Source organism: Hydrogenophilus islandicus, assembly GCF_054657095.1.
The window spans coordinates 25252-52055 of record NZ_BAAHXE010000012.1 but is presented as its reverse complement, the minus strand read 5'-3'; the positions used below and the strand labels follow the sequence as shown (position 1 = coordinate 52055).

The following is a 26804-nucleotide window of genomic DNA, read 5'->3' as shown; positions in this document are numbered from 1 at the left end:
GGTGACCTCGGCTGCTGCCGCCCAATCGCCCCGCGCTATAATTCCGCTTTACGCGCCCCTTTTGCACTCGACCATGACCCGAAAGATCCTCGTCACCAACGCGCTCCCTTACGCCAACGGCGACATCCACCTCGGCCACCTCGTCGGCTACATCGGCGCCGACATCTGGGTCCGCTACCAGCGGATGTGCGGCCACACCGTCCACTACGTCTGCGCCGACGACACCCACGGCACCCCGGTGATGCTCCGCGCTGAAAAGGAGGGGATCACCCCCGAGGCACTCATTGACCGGATGCGCACCGCGCACCTTGCCGACTTCACCGACTTCCTGGTTGCTTTTGACCACTACCACTCGACCCACAGCGCCGAGAACCGCACCTTTGCTGAGACGATCTACCTGCGGCTGAAGGAAGCAGGGCTCATCGTCGCGCGCGAGATCGCCCAGCTCTTTGACCATGTCAAAGGGATGTTCCTCCCCGACCGCTATGTCAAAGGAACCTGCCCGCGCTGCAAAGCGCCCGACCAGTACGGCGACAACTGCGAAGTGTGCGGTGCCGCCTACTCCCCCACCGAACTGATCGACCCCTACTCCGCCGTCTCGGGCGCGAAACCGATCCTGAAAAATTCGACCCACTACTTCTTCAAACTCTCCGATCCCCGTTGTGTCGCCTTCTTGCGGGAGTGGACCGCAGGCACGAACGCACGGGGCGAACCGCGGCTCCCCCCGCAAGCGGCGAACAAACTCAAGGAGTGGCTTGGGAGTGAGGCGGAGAGCCACTTGGCCGACTGGGACATCACCCGCGACGCCCCCTACTTCGGTTTTGAGATTCCCGACGCCCCGGGAAAATATTTCTACGTCTGGCTCGACGCCCCGATCGGCTACTTTGCAAGTTTCTCGGCTTTCGCCGCGCGCGCGGGAATCGACCCCACCCCCTACCTCGACGCCGCGGCGGCGGAAGCAGCCGGCACCGAGATGGTCCATTTCATCGGTAAAGATATCCTCTACTTTCACGCCCTCTTCTGGCCGGCGATGCTCCACTTCTCCGGCTTTCGGACGCCGACGCGGGAGTTCGTCAACGGCTTTCTCACCGTCGACGGCGCGAAAATGAGCAAAAGCCGCGGCACCTTCATCACCGCCCGCTCCTGGCTCGATCTCGGCCTCAACCCCGAGTGGCTGCGCTACTACTTCGCCACCAAAACCAACGGCACGATGGAGGATGTCGACCTCGCACTCGACGACCTCATCGCCAAGGTCAATAGCGACCTTGTCGGTAAATTCGTCAACATCGGCTCGCGCTTGAGCGGCTTCATCCACAAACGGTTTGGCGGACGGTTGGGGCCGGTCGATCACGCAGCGCTCGCCCCCTTTGCCGAGCGCTACCAGGACGCGACCCTTCACGCCGCGTTCGAAGCGAGCGACTTCGCCACTGTGACCCGCCGAGCGTTGGAACTTGCCGATTGCGCGAACAGCTACATCAACGAGACAAAACCGTGGGAGCTCGCCAAGGCGGGAGCCGTGGAGCAACTCCACACGGTGTGCACAACGGGCCTCACGATGTTTCGCGACATCGCCCGCATCCTCAAGCCGATTCTGCCGCGGACGGTGGCGCGCATCGAAGCGTTCCTCAACCTCCCGCCGCTCGATTGGCAGGGGACGTGGGCACCCCTCTCCGAGGGGCATGCGATTGCCCCCTTTGAACCGCTGATGAGGCGCATCGAACGGGAGCAACTCGACCGCCTGATCGCAGCAAACCGGGAAACCATCGCCCCGTCGGCGTCGGCTACCGATGCGGCACAGGCCACAAAAGAGGAGCAGCAAACGCTCCCCCCGCCCGAAATTGCCCCCGAGATCACCATCGACCAGTTCGCCGCGGTCGATCTTCGCGTCGCCCGCATCGTTGCAGCGGAAGCGGTGCCAGAAGCGCAGAAGCTCGTCAAACTCACGCTCGACATCGGCGAATGCCACCCCGACGGGTCGCCCCGTTATCGCACTGTCTTCGCGGGCATCAAAGGGGCTTACGCGCCGGAGGCGCTCACCGGGCGGCTCACGGTGATGGTCGCGAACCTCGCACCGCGCAAAATGCGTTTTGGCCTCTCGGAAGGGATGGTGCTCGCGGCGAGCGACGAATCGGGAACGCTCCCGGGCCTCTTTCTCCTTGCCCCCGATAGCGGTGCGCTTCCCGGTATGCGGGTGAAATGAGCGCAGCCTCTTTTTCGCCGCACCCCTTTATACTCGTCGCTGGGGAAATGACCGCTACCGGTCTGACCCCACGGCGACTTTGGTATCTTCACGTTCCTCACGGACGCAAACGAGCTCGGCACCCGTAATCGATTCGGTTGTGTCATCGTCTCTTGCAACGTGAGGATCATCATGAAGTGGTTTCCTTTTCATCCCCGTTTGGTCGATCTTTTTCATTCCGGTTATTCGCGGGCGCAGTTTTTGAGTGACTGCGCTGCCGGCATCACCGTTGGGGTGCTGGCGTTGCCGCTCGCGATGGCTTTTGCAATCGCCAGTGGCATGTCCCCCACTGCCGGAATCTGGACGGCGATCACCGCCGGCTTTCTCATCAGCGCCTTGGGCGGTTCGCGGGTCCAAATCGGCGGCCCCACAGGAGCGTTCATCCCGATCATCTATGGCATTGTCGCGCGCTACGGCGTGGACCAGCTCCTCGTTGCCACGATGATTGCGGGCGTTTTGCTTTTTGCGATGGGGGCATTGCGTCTCGGCGGGTTGATCCGCTTCATTCCCATTTCGGTTGTGATCGGTTTTACCAATGGGATCGCCGTCGTCATCTTTATTTCGCAAATCAAGGATTTTCTCGGCTTATCGATCGCCAACCTCCCGGGGGAATTTTTTGCCAAGATGGAGGCGTTGCTCACCGCTTTGCCGACGTGGGATCGGGTAACAACCCTCTTCGGCGTCGCGTCGCTCCTCTTTCTTCTGGCCTGGAACCGTTTGGCGAAACGCATTGCCTGGATGCAGCGCCTCCCTGGGCCGCTCGCGACGCTGATCGTCGCTACAGCCGTGAACGCCCTCTGGTCGCTGCCGATCGAGACCATCGGCAGTCGCTTTGGCGGAATTCCGGCCGAAATCCCCGCGCTGCAACTGCCCGCGTTGAACCTCTCGACGTTGCGCGACCTTTTGCCGGCCGCGATCGCGATTGCCCTTCTGGGCGCGATCGAAAGCCTGCTTTCTGCGCGCGTCGCCGACGGCATGATCGACGACCGCCACGACCCCAACCAGGAGCTGATGGCGCAGGGCATTGCGAACGTCGTCGCCCCCCTCTTTGGCGGGTTTGCCGCTACCGGTGCGATTGCCCGGACAGCCACCAATGTCCGTTCTGGCGGTCGTACACCGGTTGCAGGGATGATCCACGCCGTGACGCTGCTCCTCGTCGTCCTCTTGTTGGCCCCCGCCGCCGCTTTTGTGCCGCTCACCACCCTCGCGGCGATTGTCCTCGTGGTTGCCGTCAACATGGGCGAGTGGCATGAGATGAGTTGGCGGTCGCTCAAGCGATTTGCGTTGAGCTACCGCGTGACCCTCTTGACCACCTTTCTCCTCACGGTGCTTTTCGACCTCACCATTGCGGTGGAGATCGGGATGGTGTTGGCCTCGTTCGGTTTCATCTACCGCATGAGTCAACTCACCGAAGTCGAGCCGATTGCGCTTGAGCGCCACCCCAACGCCGACGCATGGCGGCGGGAGGATGGCACGATGCGGGTCGCCGCCTATCGGATTTCGGGATCGCTCTTCTTCGGCGCCGTCCACAAGCTCGACCTCTTTCTCGAAACCCGTGACTGGCCCGACGTGATCATCCTCGACCTCCACCGCCTCATCAACATCGACGCGTCGGGGTTGGAGACGCTCGAGATGATCCGCAACGACCTGACCAAACGGGGCATTGTCGTGCTTCTGGTTGGTCTCAACCGGCAACCGCACCGAATCCTCAACGACAGCGGTTTTCTCGACGAGCTGGGACGCGATAAGGTTTTTGAGACGCTCGACGAGGCGCTGCAAGCGAGCGTCCAGTGGCACCGCGGGGAAGCGGCGATCTCTTACGTCTAGGGGGAGCCCGAAGCGCGGCGGGCCGTCAGTAGCGCAGCCGCGCCTCGACCCCGAAGAGCCCGCGGAGTTCGACCAAAAAAGCGTCGTCGGGCTTGACCAAGAGCGGAGCGCTTTTCGGCCGCAGGGCGACGCGACCTTCGGGAAGAACGATGCGCAGCACTACGGGGACCCCGTCGCTCGCGTTCGCCACCCGAAAGGCGCCGAGCGTCTCACAGAGCCGCTCAGTGGCCACTGGCGTCGCGAGCAGATGCTCCCCCACGGTGAGCTCGATCGCTTTGAGTTGCCGCGCCCGCCACTCGGCAAGCGTGAGCGCCTCGTCAGCGACGACGCGAAATCCCCCGCTGTAGTCGTCGGGTGAGACCCGCACACGGACGATCAGCGGTTCATCCTCAACGAGAATCCCACGCACTGCGTCGTAGAGTTCGCGGTAGAAGAGGATCTCGCGCGGTTCCGACCCGTCGTCGAGCGTCACGAACGCCATCCGCCCCCGCGCCCCCATTTTGGTCCGCACCTCGGTGATCACCCCGCAGACCCATACCGAATCGCGGCTCGGGGTGAGCGCGGCAAGGTGGGTCGGGATCGTCTCGCGCAATTCGGCGGCAAACGCGGTGAAGGGGTGGCCGGAGAGGAAGAAGCCGAGCGCAAGTTTCTCCTCTTTCAACCGCTCCCGCTCGCTCCATGCGCGGACCGTCGCGAATTGCGGGGTGAACGCGCAGCGCTCGCTCGGGCCATCGTCAAAAAGGCCCCGTTGCATTGCCGCCCGCTCCTGCTGCTCGGCAGTGTCGAGCGCAAGTTCGATCGACGCAAGCAGGCGCGCGCGGTTGCAGTGGCCATCCGGTGTGCGCACCGCCTCGTGACCCGGAAGGGTATCGAGGGCGCCCGCGCGCACCAGCTGCTCGAGCACCCGCCGGTTCACGACGCGGCGGTCGACACGGGCAACGAGGTCGAAAAGGTCGCGAAAGCCCCCCCCGCGGTGGCGCGCCTCGATTACCGCCCGCGCCGCCGGCTCGCCGACCCCTTTGATCGCCCCCAACCCGTAGCGAATCGTCTGGGGGTCGATCGCCTGGAAGCGGTAGTCGGAGGCGTTGACGTCGGGGGGGAGGATCGTCAGGCCATTTTCGCGCGCATCGTCGTAGAAGACCTTCACCGCGTCGGTGTCGTCCATATCGGACGAGAGCGTTGCGGCGAAGAAGGCGGCAGGGTGGTGGCGTTTGAGCCAAGCTGTCTGGTAGGTGACCACCGCATAGGCGGCGGTGTGCGATTTGTTGAAACCGTACTCGGCGAACTTCTCCATCAAGTCGAAGAGGCGCATCGCGAGCGCCTCGTCGTAGCCGCGTTCGACCGCCCCTTTACGGAAGATCTCGCGGTGTTTCGCCATCTCCTCGGGCTTTTTCTTGCCCATCGCGCGGCGCAAGAGGTCGGCTGCCCCCAGGGTATAGCCGCCAATGATCTGGGCGATCTGCATCACCTGCTCTTGGTAGACGATCACCCCGTAGGTCGGCTCCAAGCAGGCTTGAAGGTCGGGGTGGAAATAGTCGATCGCCTGTTTGCCTTGTTTGCGCAGGATAAAGTCGTCAACCATGCCGGAGCCGAGCGGCCCGGGACGGTAGAGGGCGAGCACCGCGATGATGTCTTCGAACCGGTCGGGCTGGAGCTTCTTGAGGAGCTTCTTCATCCCTTCCGATTCAAGCTGGAAGACTGCGGTGGTGTTGGCCTCTTTGAGGAGCTGGTAGGTCGCCGGGTCGTCAAGCCCGATGCGGGTGAGATCGGGGCGGGAGCCGGTGAGGCGTTCGATCTGATCGAGCGCCTCGTGGATGATCGTGAGGTTTCTGAGCCCCAGGAAATCGAACTTCACCAACCCCACCGCCTCGACGTCGTCTTTGTCGAATTGCGACACCGGGCTCGGATCGTCCCCTTCCTGGACAAAGAGGGGGCAGAAATCGGTGATTTTCCCTGGAGCAATCAGCACGCCGCCGGCGTGCATCCCGACGTTGCGGGTGAGCCCCTCGAGCGGCATCGCCAATTCAAAGAGCTGGCGGATCGCTTCCCCATCCTGCGGGTCGGCCATCAGCTCCTGGAGTTGCGGCTCGAGCTCCAGCGCCTTGGCAAGCGACACCGGCTTGACCCCTTCGGTGGGGATCAGTTTCGAGATCCGGTCGCACAAGCCGTAGGGGAGCCCCAAGACTCGGCCGACATCGCGCACCACTGCTTTCGAGGCCATTGTGCCGAAGGTCGCGATCTGGCTCACCGCCTCTGCGCCGTAGCGCTGCCGGACATAGTCGATCACCTGGTAGCGCTTCTCCTGGCAAAAGTCGACGTCGAAGTCGGGCATCGACACCCGTTCGGGGTTGAGAAAGCGCTCGAAGAGAAGCGCGTAGGAGAGGGGGTCGAGGTCGGTGATGCGTAGCGCATACGCCACGAGCGACCCTGCGCCCGAGCCCCGCCCCGGCCCCACCGGCACGCCATGGGTTTTCGCCCAGTTGATGAAGTCGGCGACGATCAAAAAGTAGCCGGGGAACCCCATCTGGATGATCGTCTCGCATTCAAACTGGAGGCGCGCCTCATAACGCGGCCGCTCCCGCTCGCGTTCGACGGGATCGGGGAAGCGCTCAACAAGCCGCGCCGCCAACCGCTTCTCCGCTTCCGCAACGAAAAACTCCTCCAGTGTCATCCCTTCCGGGGTCGGGAACGCCGGCAAGAAGCTCTTCCCAAGCTGGATCGTGAAGTTCGCCTTTTGGGCGATGAGCGCACTATTGGCGAGTGCCTCGGGCAGATCGGCAAAGCGCTCGGCAACCTCTTCCGGCGCGAGGAAGTACTGCTCCTCGGTAAAGGGGCGCGGTCGCTTCGGGTCGTTCAATACGTACCCTTCGGCGATACAGAAGCGGACCTCATGCGCGGTGAAGTCTTCGCGCCGGAGAAACTGGATCGGGTGGGTCGCGACGACCGGTAGCCCCAGCTCCGCCGCAAGCGGTACCACCCCGGCGAGGTAGGCCTCCTCGTTGGGCAGACCCGCACGCTGCACTTCGACGAAAAAATGACCCTCCGGGAAGCGGCCCAGCCACGCGTGGGCGCTTTGCCGCGCGCCGCGATCGTCGCCAGCAAGGATCGCTGGCGCGAGCACGCCGCGCGCCCCACCCGAGAGCGCGATCAGCCCAGCACAGGTGTCGCGGGTCAGCCACTCGGGCCGCAACAGCGCCCGTCCGCGATGTTGGTTCTCCAACCATGCGCGGGAGAGAAGTTCGCAGAGCTGCCGGTACCCTTCGCGGTGGCGGACGATGAGCAACAGCTCGAGCGCCGCGTCGGGATTTTCCGGATCATCGGGATGAGCGACGCGCGCGTCGACGCCGATGATCGGTTTGACGCCCGCCGCGCGACACGCCTTGTAAAACTTCACCAGCCCAAAGACGTTCATCACGTCGGTAAGCGCCAACGCCGGCATGCCGCACGCCACCGCGCGCTCGACCGCCTCGGGGATCGTGACGATCCCTTCGCGAATCGAGAACTCGCTGTGGAGCCGCAGATGGACAAACGGCGAGGTCATGGCGTCAGGATCGTGCTCGCCACCGTCTGCCGGGAGGCCAACGCTTCGTGAGCCTTTGCGGCGTCGGGTAGAAGAAAGCGCTGCCCGATCTCCACAGTAAACCACCCCGCCTGCCACGCCGCAAAGAGCTCTTCGGCCATCTTGAGGTAGCGGCTACGCTCCGCAACGTATGTAAAGAGCGAGGGGCGCGTGAGGAAGAGCGACCCTTTCGCCGCAAGCAAACCGATATCAAACGGCGGGACCTTTCCTGAGGCATTGCCGTAGGAGACCATCAAACCCAGCGGCCGCAACGAATCGAGCGACCCGTCAAAGGTCGCGGCGCCCACCGAGTCGTAGACGACGTCGACGCCACGCCCGCCGGTGATCTCCCGCACCCGCTCCGGGAACGATTCGCGGGTGTAGACGATCACCTCGTCGCAGCCGAGGAGCTTTGCGCGCTTGGCCTTCTCCTCGTCACCGACGGTCCCGATCACCCGCGCCCCGAGCCGTTTCGCCCACGGCACGAGGATCGACCCGACACCGCCCGCGGCAGCATGGACCAGGAGCCACTCGCCTGGAGAAACACGATGCGTTTGCCGCAGGAGATACTGTGCGGTGAGCCCCTTCAACCACATCGCCGCCGCAGTCTCAAAGGAGATCGCTTGCGGCAATTTCACCGCGCGATCAGCGGGAACATTGACCGCCTCGGCGTAGGTTGCTGGCTTCGGGCTCAAATAGACCACCCGATCCCCCACCGCAAACTCGCTCACCCCTTCCCCCACCGCGACCACCTCCCCTGCCGCCTCCTGACCCAACCCGGAGGGCAGGGGCACCGGGTAGAGGCCGGTGCGGTGGTAGATGTCGATGAAGTTCACCCCCACGGCGCGGTTCTGCACCTGAATTTCGCCAGGCGCTGGATCGGGTAGTTCCACCGCCTCCCAGCGCAACACCTCAGGACCACCAAAGTGGTCGAAACGGATCGCATGGATCAGAGCCATCAATCACCCCCTTTCAGCGTGCAAAGAGTCGCTCACGAAGCTCGTGGGCGTCGACGACCGCTACCGCGGTCATGTTCACCAACCGCCGCACCGTCGCCGACGGGGTCAAAATCTGGATCGGGAGTGCCGGACCCAAGAGCATCGGTCCGACGGAAACCCCCTGCCCCGACACTTGCTTCACGAGATTAAAGGCGATGTTCGCCGCATCGAGCGACGGCATGATCAAGACATTGGCTTCTCCGGTGAGTGTGCACAACTCGTCGTCGATGAGGCGGCTCCGCACCTCGTGTGACAGGGCCGAGTCGGCGTGCATCTCGCCGTCCATGTTGAGTTCGGGGCGCAACGCGCGCAGGAGCTCGCGCGCTTCCCGCATCTTGCGTGCCGACGGAGTATTGGCCGAACCGAAGTTGGAGTGGGAAAGAAGCGCTACCCGCGGTTCAATCCCGAAACGGGCGAACTCGTCCGCGGCCATCGCGGCAATTTGCGCGACCTCGTCTGCCGTGGGGTCGTAGTTCACGTAGGTATCGGCAACGGCAAGGGTATATTTCCCCGTCATCACGATGTTCATCGCCGCCAGGAGCTTCGCGTCGGGGGCGAGCCCAATGACATCGCGGACATGTTGCAGGTGGTAGTCGTAGGTCCCGAAAGTACCACAGATCACCGCGTCGGCCTCGCCGTTTTTGAGGAGCATCGCGCCGATCAACGTCGTGTCGCGCCGCATCCGCGCCTTGGCAATCTCGGGGGTGATGCCCCGCCGCGCCATCATCCTGTGGTACTGCTGCCACAGCTCCTTGTAGCGGGGGTCCGATTCGGGGTTCACCAGATCGAAGTCGCGCCCCGGCTCCAGTTGCAAGCCGATTTTCTTCAGCCGCATCTCGATGACCGCCGGCCGTCCGATGAGGATCGGCCGTGCCAACCCCTCATCGATCACCGCGCGCGCCGCATGCAGAACCCGTTCGTCCTCCCCTTCGCAGTAGATCACCCGCTTCTGCTCAGTCGGCAAAGCCCGGGCCACGGTGAAGATCGGCTTCATCACCACGCCGGAGTGGTAGACGAAATTCTGCAACTGCGCCCGGTAGGCGTCGAAATCGTCGATCGGCCGTGTCGCCACCCCCGAATCGATCGCCGCTTTCGCCACCGCCGGGGCAATGCGCACGATCAGCCGAGGATCGAAGGGTTTGGGAATCAGGTAGTCGCGCCCAAAGGTGAGCTCAATTCCGCCATAGGCATTCGCGACCACGTCGTTCGTTTCGGCCCGCGCGAGCTCCGCGATTGCGTGAACACAGGCGATCTTCATCTCCTCAGTAATCGTTGTCGCCCCAACGTCGAGCGCGCCGCGAAAGATAAACGGGAAGCAGAGGACGTTGTTCACCTGGTTCGGGTAGTCCGACCGGCCGGTGGCGATCACCGCGTCGGGCCGCACCTGCTTCGCCTCCTCCGGAAGGATCTCCGGGGTTGGGTTCGCGAGCGCAAAGATCAGCGGGTCTTTGGCCATGCGCGCGACCATCTCAGGCTTCAGCACCCCGCCCTGCGAAAGCCCCAGGAAGACGTCGGCCCCCTCGATCACCTCGGCAAGCGTTCGTGCCGATGTCCGCTGCGCGTAACGCGCCTTGTTGGGTTCCATGTTGGGCTCGCGCCCCTCAGTGATCACCCCTTTGGAGTCGCAGACAAAGACGTTCTCGCGCCGCAATCCCAAGCGACACATCAGGTCGAGACAGGCGATCGCCGCCGCGCCAGCGCCCGAGCAGACGAGCTTCACCTCGTCGATCCGTTTGCCGACGACGATCAATCCGTTGATGAGCGCTGCCGAGGCGATGATCGCCGTGCCGTGCTGGTCGTCGTGAAAGACCGGGATCTTCATCCGCTCGCGGAGTTTGCGCTCAATATAGAAACACTCGGGCGCCTTGATGTCCTCAAGGTTCACCCCACCCAACGTCGGCTCGAGCGCGGCGACAATCTCCACCACCTTATCGGGGTCGTTCGCGTCGAGCTCGATATCGAAGACGTCGATCCCGGCGAACTTTTTAAACAGGCACCCTTTCCCTTCCATCACCGGCTTGGCCGCATACGGGCCGATGTTCCCGAGCCCGAGCACCGCGGTGCCGTTGGTAATCACCGCGACGAGATTGCCGCGCGAGGTGAATTCGTACGTTTTCAGCGGATCTTTCGCGATCTCCTCGCAGGCATACGCCACCCCGGGCGAATAGGCGAGCGCCAGATCGCGTTGATTCGACAGGCTCTTCGTCGGAACGACCGAAATCTTCCCAGGGGTGGGATGGCGATGGTAGTCGAGCGCCGCTTCGCGGAAAGCGGGATCGTGGGATGTCATGCGATGCCTCCAATCGGGTGGTGCGTTGCTGTCAGAGAGAGTTTACCGCTCGCAGCCTAGTACGGGGTAATTCTGCGATAAAAAAGGATTGCGTTGAATCTCTCTTTAGAATGATTCAATCTCGGTTCAGCGAAGGTACAATCCCGCGATTTTATCCAAACGGGACAGAGAAGAGTGCAACCATGCACACGGTGACGCTCACGCGAGGGCTTACCCTGCCGCTTCCTGGAGCACCCCAGCAGGAAATAGGGCGTTGCGCCAACCCGATTCGCCGCGTAGCCCTGCTCGGCCCCGATTATCCCGGCTTGCGGCCCAAAATGGCGGTGAGCGAAGGGGATCGGGTCACCAAAGGGGCGCCCCTCTTTGCTCACAAAAAATACCCCAACGTTCTCTTCACGTCGCCCGTCAGTGGCACGGTGGTCGCCATCGAAAGGGGAGCCCGGCGTGCGCTCCTCAATGTCGTGATCGAAGTGTCCGACGACCCTGACGCCGGAGCACCCACCTACCCGGCTGTTTCTCCCCAGCAGCTGGGAGAAATGGAAGCCGAAACGGTCATCTCGCGCCTCTGCGCCAGTGGCCTCTGGACTGCATTTCGCACCCGCCCCTTTGGCCGAATTCCCGATCCATCATCCCGCCCCGCCGCGATCTTCGTCACTGCGATCGATACCCGTCCCCTTGCCGCCGACCCCATCGCGGTGATTGGCGAACGCGGTGACGCGTTCCGTGCGGGACTCGCCGTCCTCCAGCCCCTGACCGACGGACGGATCTACCTCTGTCAACCTCCAGGAGAGCGGCTGCCGATGCCGGAAGGGGCGCGCTTTTGCGCGGTCGCTTTTGCTGGCCCTCACCCAGCGGGTCTTCCCGGCACCCACATCCACTTCCTTGAACCGGTCTCGCTCGACCGAACGGTTTGGTACCTCAACTACCAGGATGTGATCGCCATCGGTACCCTCTTTCTCGAAGGGCGCCTCGACACTGAACGGGTGATCGCGCTGGGGGGCGAAATGGTACGGCAACCGCGCCTCCTCCGGGTGCCGTTGGGTGCAAGCATCGAGTCGCTTCTCGATGGAGAGCTCCGCGATGGCCCCTGTCGCCCGATCTCCGGTTCACCGCTCGACGGACGGCGAGCAGTCGGGGCGCTCGCATTTCTTGGGCGCTACCACCTGCAGGTGAGCGTCCTCCCCGAACCGAAGCGGGAGGAGCGGCCGCTCCTTGGGTGGCTCAACCCCCTATTGCCCCGTTTTTCCCTTTTTCGCGTCCTCTTCTCGCGCGGCGAACCCCCGCGTTTCACTACCGCGCAACAGGGAAGCCCGCGCGCGATGATCCCGACGGGGATCTTCGAAGAGATCTGCCCGCTCGAGCTTCTCCCAACCCAACTCCTCCGCTATTTGGTGGTTGGTGATACCGACATGGCCCAAAAGCTCGGGTGCCTGGAGCTCGAAGAGGAGGATGTCGCCCTCTTCTCTTTTGCCTGCGTCGGCAAAACCGATTATGGCGCCTACCTGCGCGCCGCACTCAACAAAATTGAACGGGAGGGTTAATGTCACTGCGTGATCGTTTCCATCACTGGGAACCCCACTTCTTGCCCGGAGGCAAGTGGGAACGGTGGTACCCCCTCTATGAGATGGTCGAAACCTTCCTCTTCTGGACCAACCAGACGACGAAAAGCGCCCCCCACGTGCGCGACGCGATCGACCTCAAACGGATGATGAGTTACGTCGTCGTCGCGCTCATTCCTGCGGTCCTGATGGCCTGCGTGAACACCGGCTACCAGGCAAACCTGGCAGTGAGCACCTTTGGCGCGGAAAAGAGCGACTGGCGGGGGGCGCTCTACCTCGCGCTCGGTTTTTCGTTCGATCCGGGAAGCTGGATCGGCAACTTCTTCCTCGGTCTCCTCCACTTTCTGCCGATCTACCTCACCACGCTGGTCGTCGGGGGGCTGTGGGAGGTCCTTTTTGCCATCGTCCGCAAACACGAGATCAATGAGGGTTTTCTCGTCACCTCGATGCTCTACACGTTGACGATGCCGCCCAACGCCCCGCTTTGGCTGGTCGCGCTGGGCATCAGCTTTGGCGTCGTCTTCGGCAAAGAGATCTTCGGCGGAACCGGCAAGAACTTTCTCAACCCCGCGCTCACGGGCCGCGTCTTCCTCTTCTTTGCCTACCCCAGCGCCCTTTCGGGTGACACCGTCTGGGTTGCCGTTGACGGCTACGCGCGGGCAACGCCGCTCTCGGTCGGCGCCAGCGACGGGATGGCCGGAATTGCCCAAGCGGGTTACACCTGGTGGGACGCCTTCCTCGGTTTGATTCCCGGCTCGCTCGGAGAGACCTCGGCGCTCGCGCTCCTTATCGGCGGGCTCTTTCTTCTCTACACCAAGATCGCCTCGTGGCGGATCGTCGCTGGCGTCGCGATCGGCGTGGTCGTCACCTCTTATCTCTTCAACTGGTTCGGCCCCGATAGTAACCCGATGGCCGCGATGCCCTGGTACTGGCACTTTGTCGTCGGCGGGTTGATGCTCGCGATGTTCTTCATGGCCACCGACCCTGTTTCCGCATCGATGACACAAGCGGGGCGCTGGATTTTTGGCCTCCTCATCGGCTTTATGGTGGTGTTGATTCGCGTCGCCAACCCCGCCTTCCCCGAAGGGGCGATGCTCGCGGTGCTCTTTGCCAACGTCTGGGCGCCGTTCATCGACTACCTGGTGATGCGGTGGCACATTGCTCGACGGGAGCGTCGTTATGTCTCACTCTGAAACAGTCAATTGGAAAGCGATCTGGTCACTGCCCAACGACGACCTGCGCAAAATCGTTGCGGTCGCGCTCGTCGTCTGTTTCTTCTGCGCGGCTCTTGTCTCTGCCACCGTAGTGACCCTGCGGCCGCTGCAGCAGCAGAACCAGGCAACCTTTCGCGCCAAAAATATCGTCGAAGTCGCCGGTCTTTGGCAACCTGCCAGCCCTGTCTCCCCCGCTCAGGCTCTGGAGACGCTCGAACGGGTCTGGGTCGAATTGGGAAGCGGTCGGGTCCTTGACGAAGAACCGCCGCTTCCGGCCGATCCGCAGAAGATCGTGCGCGATCCCAACTGGTCTCGCCCCCTCGCGCGCGCCGAAGACCCGGCAGGAATCAAGCGGCTCCCCAAAGTGATGCCGGTCTATCTCAAACGGGACGCGAACGGTCGGGTAGAGACGGTGGTTTTGCCGATCCACGGCTCGGGGCTTTGGTCGACGATGTGGGGCTTTCTTGCGCTGGAAGGAGACGGCAAGACGATCCGCGGCCTCAAGTTTTACCAGCAGGCTGAAACGCCTGGCCTTGGTGGCGAAGTTGAAAACCCCAAATGGCGAGCGTTGTGGCCCGGCAAAGTGACCTATGACGAAAACGGCCGAGTGGCGATCCGTGTCATCAAGGGACACGTCGACCCCAGCCACCCTGACGCACGCTTCACGGTCGACGGCCTGGCGGGCGCGACGCTCACGTCGAAGGGGGTCGACCAGACCGTCCGTTTCTGGTTGAGCGAACGGGCTTACGGTCCGTTCCTCCAGGAGCTTCAGCAGGGAGGCAAGCGATGAGCGACATCCGCAAAACCTTGACGCAACCGATTCTCGACAACAACCCCATCATTCTGCAAGTGCTCGGCATCTGTTCGGCACTTGCGGTGACCTCCAAGCTCGCCACCGCGCTCACCATGGCGATCGCGCTCACACTGGTCACCGCCTTCTCGAACCTCTTCATCAGCCTCATCCGCGAACATATCCCGGGATCGATCCGCATCATCATCCAGATGACGATCATCAGCACCCTGGTGATCGTCGTCGACCAGTTCCTCAAGGCTTTTGCTTTTGAGATCAGCCGGGAGCTCTCCGTCTTTGTCGGGCTCATCATCACCAACTGCATCGTGATGGGGCGTGCCGAAGCCTACGCGATGAGTCACCCGCCCCTTGCAAGCTTCTGGGACGGAATCGGCAATGGGCTCGGTTACAGTGCGATCCTTCTCACGGTCGGTTTCATTCGCGAACTCCTGGGCTCGGGAACCCTCTTCGGTCACCCCGTTCTGCACACCGTGACCGAGGGGGGGTGGTACGTTCCGAACGGCCTCTTGCTCCTTCCCCCGAGCGCTTTCTTCCTCATCGGGCTCATCATCTGGGCGGTGCGCACGTGGCAGCCCAAACAGCGCGAAGTGGCCGAATTCCGGGTTCAGCCTGCACCGCAGGAGGGGGTGTGAGATGGAGCTCATCAACCTCTTCATCTCTGCCGTCTTCATCGAAAACCTGGCGCTCTCGTTCTTTCTGGGGATGTGCACCTTCCTTGCGATCTCCAAGCGGATCGAAACCGCGATCGGTTTGGGAGTCGCGGTCGTGGTCGTCCAGGGGATCACGATGCCGATCAACAACCTCCTCAACCGTTACCTTCTTGCCGAAGGGGCGCTGGCGTGGGCGGGCCTTCCCGAGGTCGACCTCTCCTTTCTCGGCTTTTTGAGTTTTATCGGGTTGATCGCAGCGGTCGTTCAAGTGCTCGAGATGTTTCTCGATCGCTATGTCCCCGCCCTCTACAACGCGCTGGGCATCTTTCTGCCGCTCATCACGGTCAATTGCGCAATTCTCGGAGGCACCCTCTTCATGGTGGAGCGCGACTACCATTTCGCCGAGAGCGTCGTCTATGGCGTCGGCTCCGGTCTCGGCTGGGCCGTTGCGATCACCCTGATGGCCGCAGTGCGCGAGAAACTCAAATACGCTGACATCCCCGCCGGTCTTCAGGGGTTGGGGAGCGCCTTCATGACTGCAGGGTTGATGGCGCTCGGCTTCATGGCATTTTCCGGTCTGAAACTGTAACGGAACGCACTTATGGTCGAAGTCATTCTGGGCGTCTTTTTCTTTGTCGCAATCGTCGGCCTCCTGGTGGCGTTCATCCTCGCCGCGCGGAAGCGGCTGGTCGCAAGCGGCACGGTTCCGATCGAAATCAACGGTGAGCGAACGATCGACGCACCGGTTGGCGCCAAACTCCTCGGCGCATTGGCCGACGCCAAGCTCTTCGTCAGCTCCGCCTGTGGCGGCGGCGGCTCCTGCGGGCAGTGCAAAGTCAAGGTGCTGGACGGAGGCGGCGCGCTGCTCCCCACCGAAGCGGCCCACATCAACAAAAAAATGGCGCGCGAAGGATATCGCCTCTCCTGTCAGGTGGCTGTCAAGCAACCGATGAAAATCGAAGTCCCCGAAGAGGTCTTCGGAATCAAAAAATGGACCTGCACCGTCAAGAGCAACCGCAATGTCGCCACCTTCATCAAAGAGCTGGTCCTCGAACTCCCCCCTGGGGAAAACGTCGACTTCCGTGCTGGTGGCTACATCCAGATCGAAGCCCCCCCGCACGTCCGCGCGTTCAAAGATTTCGACATTCCTGAACCCTTTCGCAGCGACTGGGAGAAAATGGGACTCTTCGACTTGGTCTCCCAGGTCGATGAGCCGATCGTGCGCGCCTACTCGATGGCCAACTACCCCTTGGAACGGGGGATCATCATGCTCAACGTGCGCATCGCCACGCCGCCCCGTCCGGGTGTTCCTCCGGGGAAGATGTCCTCCTACATCTTCGGCCTCAAACCGGGGGATCAGGTGACAATCTCCGGCCCCTTCGGGGAATTTTTTGCCCGCGAGACCGACAACGAAATGGTCTTCATCGGGGGGGGCGCGGGGATGGCGCCGATGCGTTCGCACATCTTCGACCAGCTCGAGCGTCTCCACAGCAAACGCAAAATCACCTTTTGGTACGGCGCTCGGTCGAAGAAAGAGCTCTTCTACGTCGACGACTTCAACCGGCTCCAAGAGAAGTATCCCAACTTCCGCTGGTTCATCGCCCTCTCTGACCCCCAACCGGAAGACCACTGGACAGGCTACACCGGTTTCATCCATAATGTCCTCTACGAACACTATCTGAAGGACCACCCGGCACCTGAAGATTGTGAATACTATCTTTGCGGACCACCGGTGATGACCGCGGCGGTCACCCGGATGTTGCTCGATTTGGGGGTCGAGCGTGAGAATATCCTCTTCGACGATTTCGGCGGCTGATTCCAGCTGGCGATAGGAGCGCGTGATGAGCACCTTTTGGGTCACCCTTGCCGCTTTTCTCCTCTTTATCCTCCTTGCGGCAGTGGGGGTACTTTTCGGCCGCAACGCGCTTCAAGGGTCGTGCGGGGGGCTGGGGCGGTTTGGCATCTCCTGCGATGGGGGGTGTAGCCGCCCCTGCCCCCGAAAAACGGGTCGTGAAGCGAACCAGTAAGGAGGCGAAATGCTCACCGACTTCTTTGTCCGCGATTTTGTCCGCCGCGACCCCCTCGTCTTTACCCCGGAAACCCCGCTTGCGGAAGCTCTTGAAGCGTTCGTCACCCACCGCGTCAATGGGGCTCCGGTTGTCGACCGCTTTGGCCAATTGATCGGCTTCTTCTCGGAAAAGGACCTGTTGAAGCCGCTCATCGCTGACGCCTATCTCAACGAACTGGCCGGCAGCGTAGGTGACTCGATGAGCCACAAGGTGGTCACCCTCGACGCTAACGACACACTGCTCGACGCCGCCCGCGCCTTTACCGAACACCACTACCACACCTTCCCGGTCCTCGAAAATGGCGTGCTCATCGGCGTTCTGGATCGCGCACGCCTCATCGCAACCCTAGCAAAAATCCTCCATACTGTGTAATGTCATTCCGCCCCCTTTTGGGGGCCGGCGCGTTGCGCTACAATCGGTTTCATTTCCTTTCGCTCAAAGGAGCTCAGCGATGTCGATGTCGGATCGCGACGGTTTCATTTGGTACGATGGCAAACTCGTCCCGTGGCGCGAAGCAACCACCCATGTGCTGACCCACTCGCTCCACTACGGCCTCTCGGTCTTTGAAGGGCTGCGCGCCTACGCAACCACCCGGGGCACGGCGATCTTCCGCCTGCGCGAACACACCGAACGGCTGCTCAACTCGGCAAAAATCTACCAGATGCCGATCCCCTATTCGCTCGAGGAGCTGATGGAGGCACAAAAAGAGGTGGTGCGAGCCAACCAGCTTGAATCGTGCTACATCCGCCCGATCGTCTTCTATGGCTCGGAGAAGATGGGGGTCTCACCGCGCGGCGCATCGGTCCACGTCGCGATCGCGGCGTGGCCCTGGGGGGCTTACCTCGGTGAAGAGGGGCTGCAAAAGGGGATCCGCGTCAAGACCTCCTCGTACCAGCGCCAGCACGTGAACGTCACCATGCCGCGCGCCAAGGTCGCGAGTACCTACGCCAACTCGATCCTCGCCAACCTCGAAGTGACGCGTCACGGCTACGACGAAGCGCTGCTCCTCGACACGATGGGGTTTGTTGCCGAAGGGGCGGGAGAGAACCTCTTCATCGTCAAAAACGGGCAACTCATCGAACCCGAAATCGCCTGCGCGCTCACCGGGATTACCCGCGACACGGTGCACCACATCGCGCGCGAACTGGGTATTCCGCTCACCAGCCGCCGCCTCACCCGCGACGACATCTACATCGCCGACGAAGCCTTCTTCACCGGCACCGCCGCCGAAGTTACCCCGATTCGCGAACTCGACGACCGGGTGATCGGCTCGGGAAGCCGTGGGCCGATCACCGAACGGATCCAGGCGCGCTACTTTGAGATCGTGAACGGCCGCGCCCCGGAGTACGACCACTGGCTTGCTTACGTCTAAGGAAAAAGCGATGAGTAACCCGCTTGATTCGGTCCGCAAAGAGCGCGTCATCACCGTCACCGCCAACGACCTCCCCCTCTGCTGTCCGCTTCCCAATGAGCCGGTCGCGCTCCTCCACCCCCGCGTCTACCTTGACCCGGTGAAGAACGGCAAAGCAATCTGCCCCTACTGCAGCCGTGAGTTCGTCTTCGTCGGCGAACCCCCCAAAGGCCACCACTAGGCGGAATGCACGCGCATTCCCGTCGATTTTGTATGAAAGGAGCGCCTCGATGAGCCCAGCAGCGCCGTTTCTCCCCGCCGCGTCGATCTTCAAAGCCTACGACATCCGCGGGATCGTCGACGAGACCCTCACCGCCGAGGCGGCCTTTGCGATCGGTTGGGCATTGGGGAGCGAAGCGGTACGAAGGGGGGTGAGCGAAATCGTCATCGGTCGCGACGGCCGCCTCTCGGGGCCCACCTTGGCTGAAGCGCTCGGCCGCGGCATTCGCCACGCCGGCGTCGGGGTGATCGACATCGGCTGCGTCCCCACCCCCGTCACCTACTTCGCCGCGGAACACCTCGGGACCCGCTCCTGCGTCTCGGTCACCGGCAGCCACAACCCGCCCGAATACAACGGCTTCAAGATGGTCCTCGCGGGCGAAACCCTCTACGGGCCACTGATCGCCGATCTCCGCCGCCGGCTCGCCGAACGCGACCTCGTCACCGCACCGCAACCTGCAGCGAACCGCGCCGTCGATGTCGTTCCTGCGTACCTTGCGCGCATCGCGAGCGACGTTCGCCTCGCGCGGCCCATGCGCATCGTCATCGACTGCGGGAACGGCGTTGCCGGAAGTGTCGCCCCAGCGCTCCTCACGGCGCTTGGCGCGCAAGTCGAGTGCCTCTATTGCGAGGTGGATGGCACCTTCCCGAACCACCACCCCGACCCGTCGAAGCTCGCAAACCTCCGCGAACTGATCGCGCGGGTGACTGAGACCGACGCGGAGCTCGGGCTCGCCTTTGACGGCGACGGGGACCGCCTCGGGGTTGTCACCCGCAGCGGCGCGGTGATCTTCCCCGACCGCCAGCTGATGCTCTTTGCTGCCGATCTGCTTACCCGCAACCCGGGCGCGACGATCCTTTTTGATGTCAAATGTACCCGCCTCCTTGCCCCGTGGATTCGTGACCACGGCGGCAAGCCGCTCATGTGGAAGACGGGGCACGCCTTCATCAAACAGAAACTCAAAGAGAGTGGGGCGCTCCTTGCCGGCGAGATGAGCGGGCACATCTTCTTCAAAGAGCGGTGGTACGGGTTCGACGACGGCCTCTATGCCGCTGCGCGGCTCCTCGAAATCCTCTCACGCGACACCGATCCCTCCGCACGGCTCGAGGCGCTCCCCAATTCGCTCAGCACCCCTGAGCTCAACATCCCAATGCGCGAAGGGGAACCGCATCAACTGATCGAGCGCCTCCAGCGCTACCGCGACTTTACCGGCGCCCGCGAAGTGGTGACGCTCGATGGCGTGCGTGTCGAATACCCCGACGGCTTTGGCCTCGCGCGCGCGTCGAACACCACCCCCGTGTTGGTGCTGCGCTTCGAGGCCGATAACGACGCGGCGCTGCAACGGATCCGGGACGATTTCGCCCACGCGCTCGCCACCGTCTGGCCGGAGATCGATCTGCGGCCGTTACGGGGGTAAACACCGCTCATTGCAAGGAGAAGGAGATGCGCCTCGCAACGAAAATCAGCGCCTTCTACCTTGCTGCAAGCGGTGCGCTCGTCGTGGTCCTCGCCGCAATCGCGCTCATCGCCTTCCGCGCCTTTTCGCTGACCGCCGCAACCGCCCACGCCCAGACCTTGGCCGATTCGGTGCGGGTGTCGCTCACCGAGATGATGCTCTTGGGCACGATCGGCGAGCGGCAGCGCTACCTCGAGCGGCTGCGCGATGTGCCCCATCTCCGACACGTCGCGGTGGTGCGCTCCCCGCTCGTCGACGAGCAGTTTGGCACCGCCCGCAGAGGGGAGCGCGAGCCCGACCCGATCGAACGGCAGGTGCTCACAAGCGGGCAACCCCACTTCGCCACCGAGGAGACCGCGACCGAAGTCTTCTTTCGCGCGACGATCCCCTACGTCGCGCGCCCTGACGGCACAGTCAACTGCCTGCAGTGCCACCAAGTCCCAGAGGGGTCGGTCCTCGGCGCGATCACCGTGACCCTCTCGCTCGATGCCCTACGCACCCACGCGCTCCTCACCGTGGGCGGAATCGTCCTTGCGGTAGGGATCTTCGCCGTCTCGCTCCTGTGGCTCCTCAATCGGCTCTTGCAACCCGTGACCACCACTGCGCAGGTGATCACCGAGGTGGTCCATGAAGGGGTCGAAGGGCGATTCGACCGTCGGATTGAAGCGAGGAGCAACGATGAAACCGGCACGATTGCCTCCGAGGTGAACCGTCTGGTCGAGGCGATCGCGCAGGCGCTCACCGCGATCACTGAGCAGATCGCGCTCGTCACTGGCCGGCGGCAGCTCGCTAAGAATCAACTCCACGCGGTGGTCGACGCGGTGACGACAATGGCGGCGATCACCCACTTCAAGCAGGCGATCGAAGAGGATCGCACCCCCGCGGAGATCTACCAGCGCATCGCGCACCTCGCGCAGTCGCGCTTTGCCATTCCTGAAGTGGCGCTGCTTGAGGTGCGGGGGCAGGAGATCGTCGCTTTGGGCAGTGACGGCGTCACCCTTGAGCCGTGCTGCAGCGGCTGCGATCCCGCGATCCACACCACCCCTGAACTCTGCCGCGCAGTCCGCACCGGTCACCTCGTCGAAGGGGTGAGCGATCCGCTGCTCTGCACCGCGCAACGGGTCACCCCCCACCACCCCGACTGGGGCTACTGCTGCTTCCCGATTCTCTTCTCGGGCCAAGTGGGGGCGGTCATCCAGTGGCGAACGCCCAGAAGTGACCCCCAACAGATCATCAACGCTGCCGAGGAGTTTCGCCTCTTCGTCAATGAAGCGGCACCGGTGCTCGAATCGAAACGGTTGATGGCGCAACTGCGCGAGAGTGCGCTGAGGGACCCCCTCACGGGGCTCAGAAACCGCCGCTTTTTGGAGGAGTCGGTCGAGCTTCTCATTGCCCAGACGCTGCGTAACCGCAGTCACCTCGCGGTCCTGATGGTCGATATCGACTACTTCAAGATCGTGAACGACACCTATGGCCACGACGCGGGCGACACGGTGATCCGCTTCGTCGCCAAGCTCCTCCAGGAGACGGTGCGGGCCAGCGACTGGGTGGTGCGCTTTGGCGGGGAAGAGTTTCTTGTCGTGCTCGTCGACACCCCGGCGGAAGCTGCGTTACCGGTTGCCGAAAAGATCCGCAGTCGACTCGAAACCGCTGAAATTGCCCTTCCAACAGGCGAGACGATTCGCAAAACCCTCTCGATCGGGGTCGCCGACTTCCCCGCCGACGCCGATGGGTTCTGGCAGGTGGTCAAATTCGCCGACGTCGCGCTCTACCATGCGAAGGAGAGCGGGCGAAACCGCGTGGTGCGGTTCACGCCCGATCTCTGGCAAGAGAAGAGCCACTGAGTTACCGAGACGCGCTTAGGCGCTTGCGAGCGCCGCAGCAAGTTGCGCGGGGTCGCCCCCTCCGGCTTGGGCAAATTCGGGTTTCCCGCCCCCGCGCCCGCCCATCGCCGCCGCGACCCGTTTCACCCAATCACCCGCCTTGAGTGTGGTGCTCGCCTCTTTCCCTACTGCGGCAACGACCACCGCTTTGCCGTCGATGACGGCACCGAGCAGCACCGCCCCCTGCGCCCCCAGCCGGTCGCGGGTGTGTTCCGCCAAGCGCTTCAACATCTCGAGCGAATCGACCTCGACCGCGGCAACGACCTTCGCGCACCCGGCAACAGTTTGCGCGCGGGCGGCAAGGAGCTCCGACTGCAGGTTCGCCGCCCGCTCGACCGCCTTCTCGCGCCCCTTTTCCGCGGCCCGCAGCGCCTCAGTGAGCGCCGCTACCCGCTGCGGCACGTCGCTCGGCGCCACCTTAAGGGTCTGCGCAGCGCGGGCGAGCGTCGCCTCCATCTCCTGGATGAAGGCGAGCGCCGCGTCGCCCGCCACCGCTTCGATCCGGCGAATACCAGCAGCGATCGCGGTCTCGAGCGTGATCTTCACCAGGCCAATATCCCCGGTGCGCGCGACGTGGGTCCCGCCGCAGAGCTCTTTGGAGCTCCCGATCGTCAACACCCGGACCGTTTCGCCATACTTTTCGCCAAAGAGCATCACCGCGCCCGACCGTTTCGCCTCCTCGAGCGGCATCACTTCGGCAACCACTGGAACGTTTGCGAGCACCTCAGTGAGGATTCGCCGCTCGATTGCCGCGATCTCTTCCGCACTCAAGGGTTTGCTGTGGGAGAAGTCGAACCGTAGCCGTTCGGGGGAGACTTCAGAGCCCTTCTGCTCGACGTGAGACCCCAAGAGGTCACGGAGCGCCTTGTGCAGTAAGTGCGTTGCCGAGTGGTGCCGCGCCGTAGCCCGCCGCGCCGCCTCATCGACGCGCGCCCGGACCCGATCGCCCACCCGCACGACGCCGGTCGTCACGACGCCGTGGTGGCCGTGGACATCGGCACGGATCTTCTGGGTATCGAGCACGGCAAAGAGCCCGTCAGGCGCGCGCAATTCCCCCCGATCCCCGACTTGCCCCCCCGATTCGGCGTAGAAGGGGGTCGCGGCGAGCACCACCACGCCACTCTCCCCTTCAAGAAGCTCCGCAACCGGCGACCCTTCGCGGTAGATCGCCACCACTTCGCTCTCGACCTCGAGCCGCGAGTAGCCTTCAAAAGGGGTCGCAGGGCCGGCGTAGTCGATCGCTGCGAGGTTCACCTTGAATTTGCCGGCCGCGCGGGCCATCTCCCGCTGCCGCGCCATCGCCCGGTCAAATCCTTCGGCGTCGACAGTGAGCCCCCGCTCGCGCAAGACGTCGGCAGTGAGGTCGAGCGGAAAGCCGAAGGTATCGTGGAGTTTGAACGCCACCTCCCCGTCGAGCATCCGGCCGCCGTGCGCCTCGAGCTCCGCGATCGCACTCTCCAGCATCGCCATGCCGTTGGCGATCGTCGCGAAGAACCGCTCTTCTTCGCTCTTGAGCGTCTCTTCGATCACCCGCTGGCGCGCGGAAAGTTCAGGATAGGCCTCCCCCATCTCGGCGACCACCGGCGCGACCAGCCGCCAGAAGAAGGGAGCACGCACCCCCAGTTTCCAGCCGTGGCGGATCGCGCGCCGGATGATGCGCCGCAGCACATAGCCCCGCCCTTCGTTCGCGGGAATCACCCCGTCGGCGATGAGAAAACTTGCCGCGCGGCTGTGGTCGGCCAACACTTTGAGGCTGGGGCTCTGCGGGTCGGCGGCACCGGTGACGTCGCGTGCGGCGGCGATGAGCGTCTTGAAGAGGTCGATCTCGTAGTTGGAATGGACCCCTTGCAGCACCGCGGCGATCCGTTCGAGCCCCATGCCGGTATCGACGCTCGGTTTGGGGAGTGGGTGCATCTCCCCCTTTTCGTCGCGGTTGAACTGCATGAAGACCAGGTTCCAGATCTCGATGTAGCGGTCGCCATCCTCGTCGGGCGATCCCGGCGGGCCTCCCGGAATCTCGGGCCCGTGGTCATAGAAGATCTCGGTGCAGGGGCCGCACGGGCCGGTGTCGCCCATCATCCAGAAGTTGTCGGAGGCGTACCGCCCCCCTTTGTTGTCACCGATGCGTACCACCCGCTCGCGGGGTACCCCAATCTCGTCGGTCCAGATGCGGTAAGCCTCTTCATCCTCGGCATAGACGGTCACCCACAACCGCTCCTCAGGAATGGCGAAGAGGCGTGTGACCAGTTCCCACGCATAGTGGATCGCTTCGCGCTTGAAGTAGTCGCCAAAGCTGAAGTTGCCAAGCATCTCGAAGAAGGTGTGGTGGCGCGCGGTATAGCCGACATTCTCGAGGTCGTTGTGCTTGCCGCCGGCACGCACGCATTTTTGCGCTGTCGTCGCCCGCTTGTAGGGCCGTTCATCGAAGCCGAGGAAGACATCCTTGAATTGGTTCATGCCCGCATTGGTAAAGAGCAGAGTCGGGTCGCCGTGGGGAACGAGCGAGCTCGACGGCACCACCTCATGCCCTTTGCTGCGGAAGAAGTCCAGGAAAGCTTGACGGATCTCTGCGGTTTTCATCGCGGTTCCAGGATCATGCGGGAAGATGCGATTCTATCACTCCGGCCGCTGCATCCTGGCGACAAAAGCACGGTCACGCGGCGCCTGTCCCCACCCGAAGAGCCCAACGACGCCGTGGGCCAGGAAACCGAATGCGACGCCAAAGACACCGCACGCCACCGGATCGATCCCCCAGATGCGGTAATCGGAGGTAAAACCGAAGACGGGGTGGTTGAGCACGTAGTAGAGGAGACTCACCACGAGTCCCCCCACCATCGCGACCACCGCGCCGATCCGGGTCGCGCGCGACCAAAAAATCCCCAGGAGCACCGTCGGAAAGAGGGTTGCCGCAGCAAGCGAGAACGAGAGCCCGACCAAAAGGAGGATCGTGTCGAGCCGCAGAGACGCCACCCACGCCGCTAGAACCGCCGTGAGCAACAGCACCGTTTTATTCACCAGCAGCCGCCGGTGGGTGCTTGTCCGCCCTTTCGCGATTCTCTTGTAGTAGATGTCGTGCCCCAAGGCGTTGGAGATGGTGAGGAGCAGCCCGTCGGCAGTGGAGAGTGCCGAGGCCAGAGCCCCTGCGGCGACGAGCCCCGTGATGAAGTAGGGGAGCGCACTCAGCTCCGGAAGCGCGAGGACCACGGCGTCGGGGCTCAACTGCAACTCGGCACTCTGGATGAGGCCGTCGCCATTGCGGTCCAAAAAGGTCGCAAGCCCGATGCGGGTCCAGTGCGCCAGCCAGTGGCTCGCGCGATCGACCGGTTCCCCCAGCCACTGGCCGAGTTCAACCCGGGCAAAGAGGGCGTAGAGCGGCGCGCAGAGGTAGAGGATCGCGACGAAAAAGAGGGTCCAGGCGGTGGAGGTCCGCGCCTCCTCGACGGTGCTCGTCGTGTAATAGCGCATCAAAATGTGCGGCAGTGCCGCAGTTCCCAACATCAACACGAACATCAGGGCTAGAAAATTGCGCCGCTTCGCCTCTTTCTCCTCAGCGCTCGCCCCGTGCCACGCAGCAAAAAAGGGGCGCTGGGGTTCAGCGGCGCGCTCCGCTGCGATCACACGCTCTTGCCAATAGGCGCGCACTGCGTCGGGACCTTGCGCAAAGGCACGCAACTCCGCCTCGATCCGGCGCACCATCTGCGGATCTTGCCCCTCCTCTTCGCGCGCCGTTTGCCACAGCTGCCACAATCGCAGCCGCTCTGGGTCGACACTTTGCGGCCAACCGGCAAGGAGCGCACGGTAGTGGTGCGCCTCGTCGGCAAAAAGAGAGCGCACCGCCTGCTCTGCCGGATCGAAGGTGACCCGTCGCTCGATCGCCTCTTCCGCTGCAACGAGATGAGGCAGCGCGAGGTGCGGGAACGGTGTCGCAAAGCGCTCCTGCGCGAGCAGCACGAGCGGAGCCACATAGGCAACGATCAAGATGAGGTATTGGGAGACCTGCGTCCAGGTCACCCCCCGCATCCCCCCCAAAAAGGAGCAAACGAGGATACCGGCAAGCCCCACGAAGAGGCCGATCTCGAAGGGGACATTGGCAAAGCGGCTTGCGACCAATCCCACCGCGTAGATTTGCGCGACCAGATAGACAAACGAGGCGAGCACCACCGCAAAGACCGCGAGCCACTCCGCCGTCGGGCCGTAGCGTTCGCCGACCAGCTCGGGAACCGTGAATTGGCCGAATTTCCGGAGATAGGGGCCAAAAAAGAGGGCAACGAGGACAAACCCCCCCGTCCACCCCGTGAGGTAGGCCAACCCCTCGAACCCTTCGTGGTAGATGACGCCGGCAAGCCCAATGAACGACGCGGCGCTCATCCAGTCGGCAGCGGTCGCCATGCCGTTGGCAATGCCAGGGACGCGCCGACCCGCAACGTAGTACTCGACGACGTCTTGCGTGCGCATCGCCACACCGATTCCCGCGTAGAGCGCAACAGTCGCGACGAGAAAAAGAAGCCCCAGGAGCTCCGGGGAGACGCCGCGCCGCTCGGCAAAAGCTGCCGCGGCAAGGAAAAGGGCGATACCCAGGCCCAGGGTCAGGAAAAAGCGTGCTGGAGAGCGCAACGAA

General features: G+C 63.2%; 19 protein-coding genes. 14 read left to right on the top strand and 5 right to left on the bottom strand.

Annotated elements, in window-relative coordinates; all coding sequences use genetic code 11:
* Window positions 1–73 precede the first annotated feature (73 nt).
* Both metG and ACYQ6T_RS05495 read left to right on the top strand, forming a co-directional pair.
* Complete coding sequence (gene metG / locus ACYQ6T_RS05500) at window positions 74–2200, top strand: methionine--tRNA ligase (protein WP_459828620.1); 2127 nt, start codon at window positions 74–76, stop codon at window positions 2198–2200.
* Window positions 2201–2371: 171 nt separating this feature from the next.
* Window positions 2372–4066 carry a SulP family inorganic anion transporter gene (locus tag ACYQ6T_RS05495; protein ID WP_459828619.1) on the top strand — a complete coding sequence of 565 codons (1695 nt, stop codon included), beginning with the start codon at window positions 2372–2374 and terminating at the stop codon, window positions 4064–4066.
* 25 nt (window positions 4067–4091) lie between these two features.
* Here ACYQ6T_RS05495 and dnaE read toward each other — a convergent pair whose 3' ends face one another.
* The 3 genes from dnaE to ACYQ6T_RS05480 are packed head-to-tail and all read right to left on the bottom strand — an operon-like array spanning window position 4092 to window position 10913.
* Entirely contained in the window at window positions 4092–7607 is a 3516-nt protein-coding gene (gene dnaE, locus ACYQ6T_RS05490; RefSeq protein WP_459828617.1) for a DNA polymerase III subunit alpha, read from the bottom strand.
* Window positions 7604–8578, bottom strand: a complete 975-nt coding sequence (locus tag ACYQ6T_RS05485; protein WP_459828624.1) for a quinone oxidoreductase family protein — start codon at window positions 8576–8578, stop codon at window positions 7604–7606. The genes dnaE and ACYQ6T_RS05485 overlap by 4 nt, the downstream gene beginning before the upstream one ends.
* 19 nt (window positions 8579–8597) lie before the next feature.
* Complete coding sequence (locus ACYQ6T_RS05480; protein ID WP_459828616.1) at window positions 8598–10913, bottom strand: NADP-dependent malic enzyme; 2316 nt, start codon at window positions 10911–10913, stop codon at window positions 8598–8600.
* A gap of 182 nt (window positions 10914–11095) precedes the next feature.
* On the opposite strand from ACYQ6T_RS05480, the gene ACYQ6T_RS05475 reads away from it, so the two are divergent.
* From ACYQ6T_RS05475 to ACYQ6T_RS05420, 12 genes are all read left to right on the top strand, one after another.
* The gene (locus ACYQ6T_RS05475) at window positions 11096–12454 is read left to right on the top strand and encodes a Na(+)-translocating NADH-quinone reductase subunit A (protein ID WP_459828614.1); all 1359 of its coding nucleotides are present in this window, start codon (window positions 11096–11098) and stop codon (window positions 12452–12454) included.
* A complete protein-coding gene (locus ACYQ6T_RS05470) occupies window positions 12454–13665 on the top strand; it encodes an NADH:ubiquinone reductase (Na(+)-transporting) subunit B (protein ID WP_459828612.1) in 1212 nt (403 codons plus the stop codon). The genes ACYQ6T_RS05475 and ACYQ6T_RS05470 overlap by 1 nt, the downstream gene beginning before the upstream one ends.
* Window positions 13652–14476, top strand: coding sequence for a Na(+)-translocating NADH-quinone reductase subunit C (locus ACYQ6T_RS05465; protein WP_459828610.1), 825 nt, complete (start codon window positions 13652–13654; stop codon window positions 14474–14476). The genes ACYQ6T_RS05470 and ACYQ6T_RS05465 overlap by 14 nt, the downstream gene beginning before the upstream one ends.
* Complete coding sequence (locus ACYQ6T_RS05460) at window positions 14473–15129, top strand: NADH:ubiquinone reductase (Na(+)-transporting) subunit D (RefSeq protein WP_459828608.1); 657 nt, start codon at window positions 14473–14475, stop codon at window positions 15127–15129. Before ACYQ6T_RS05465 ends, ACYQ6T_RS05460 begins: the two co-directional genes overlap by 4 nt.
* A gap of 1 nt (window position 15130) precedes the next feature.
* Window positions 15131–15736 carry an NADH:ubiquinone reductase (Na(+)-transporting) subunit E gene (nqrE, locus tag ACYQ6T_RS05455; RefSeq protein WP_459828606.1) on the top strand — a complete coding sequence of 202 codons (606 nt, stop codon included), beginning with the start codon at window positions 15131–15133 and terminating at the stop codon, window positions 15734–15736.
* A 12-nt stretch (window positions 15737–15748) separates the two neighbouring features.
* Entirely contained in the window at window positions 15749–16963 is a 1215-nt protein-coding gene (gene nqrF, locus ACYQ6T_RS05450) for an NADH:ubiquinone reductase (Na(+)-transporting) subunit F (protein WP_459828605.1), read from the top strand.
* Between the two features lie 25 nt (window positions 16964–16988).
* Complete coding sequence (gene nqrM / locus ACYQ6T_RS05445; RefSeq protein WP_459828604.1) at window positions 16989–17174, top strand: (Na+)-NQR maturation NqrM; 186 nt, start codon at window positions 16989–16991, stop codon at window positions 17172–17174.
* 9 nt (window positions 17175–17183) lie between these two features.
* Complete coding sequence (locus ACYQ6T_RS05440; protein ID WP_459828602.1) at window positions 17184–17588, top strand: CBS domain-containing protein; 405 nt, start codon at window positions 17184–17186, stop codon at window positions 17586–17588.
* A gap of 79 nt (window positions 17589–17667) precedes the next feature.
* Window positions 17668–18588: a branched-chain amino acid transaminase gene (locus ACYQ6T_RS05435; protein WP_459828601.1), complete on the top strand. Its 921-nt coding sequence runs from the start codon at window positions 17668–17670 to the stop codon at window positions 18586–18588.
* A gap of 10 nt (window positions 18589–18598) precedes the next feature.
* Window positions 18599–18808 (top strand): zinc-finger domain-containing protein, encoded by a 210-nt coding sequence (locus ACYQ6T_RS05430; RefSeq protein ID WP_459828600.1) that lies wholly within the window; start codon window positions 18599–18601, stop codon window positions 18806–18808.
* A gap of 49 nt (window positions 18809–18857) precedes the next feature.
* Window positions 18858–20264 (top strand): phosphomannomutase/phosphoglucomutase, encoded by a 1407-nt coding sequence (locus ACYQ6T_RS05425; RefSeq protein WP_459828598.1) that lies wholly within the window; start codon window positions 18858–18860, stop codon window positions 20262–20264.
* Window positions 20265–20290: 26 nt separating this feature from the next.
* A complete protein-coding gene (locus tag ACYQ6T_RS05420; protein WP_459828596.1) occupies window positions 20291–22147 on the top strand; it encodes a GGDEF domain-containing protein in 1857 nt (618 codons plus the stop codon).
* Between the two features lie 15 nt (window positions 22148–22162).
* Here the strand turns inward: ACYQ6T_RS05420 and alaS are convergent, their stop codons facing one another.
* Together alaS and ACYQ6T_RS05410 are read right to left on the bottom strand one after the other, a co-directional pair.
* Window positions 22163–24766, bottom strand: a complete 2604-nt coding sequence (gene alaS / locus ACYQ6T_RS05415; RefSeq protein WP_459828594.1) for an alanine--tRNA ligase — start codon at window positions 24764–24766, stop codon at window positions 22163–22165.
* 36 nt (window positions 24767–24802) lie between these two features.
* Window positions 24803–26800: a VC_2705 family sodium/solute symporter gene (locus tag ACYQ6T_RS05410; protein ID WP_459828592.1), complete on the bottom strand. Its 1998-nt coding sequence runs from the start codon at window positions 26798–26800 to the stop codon at window positions 24803–24805.
* Window positions 26801–26804: the final 4 nt, after the last annotated feature.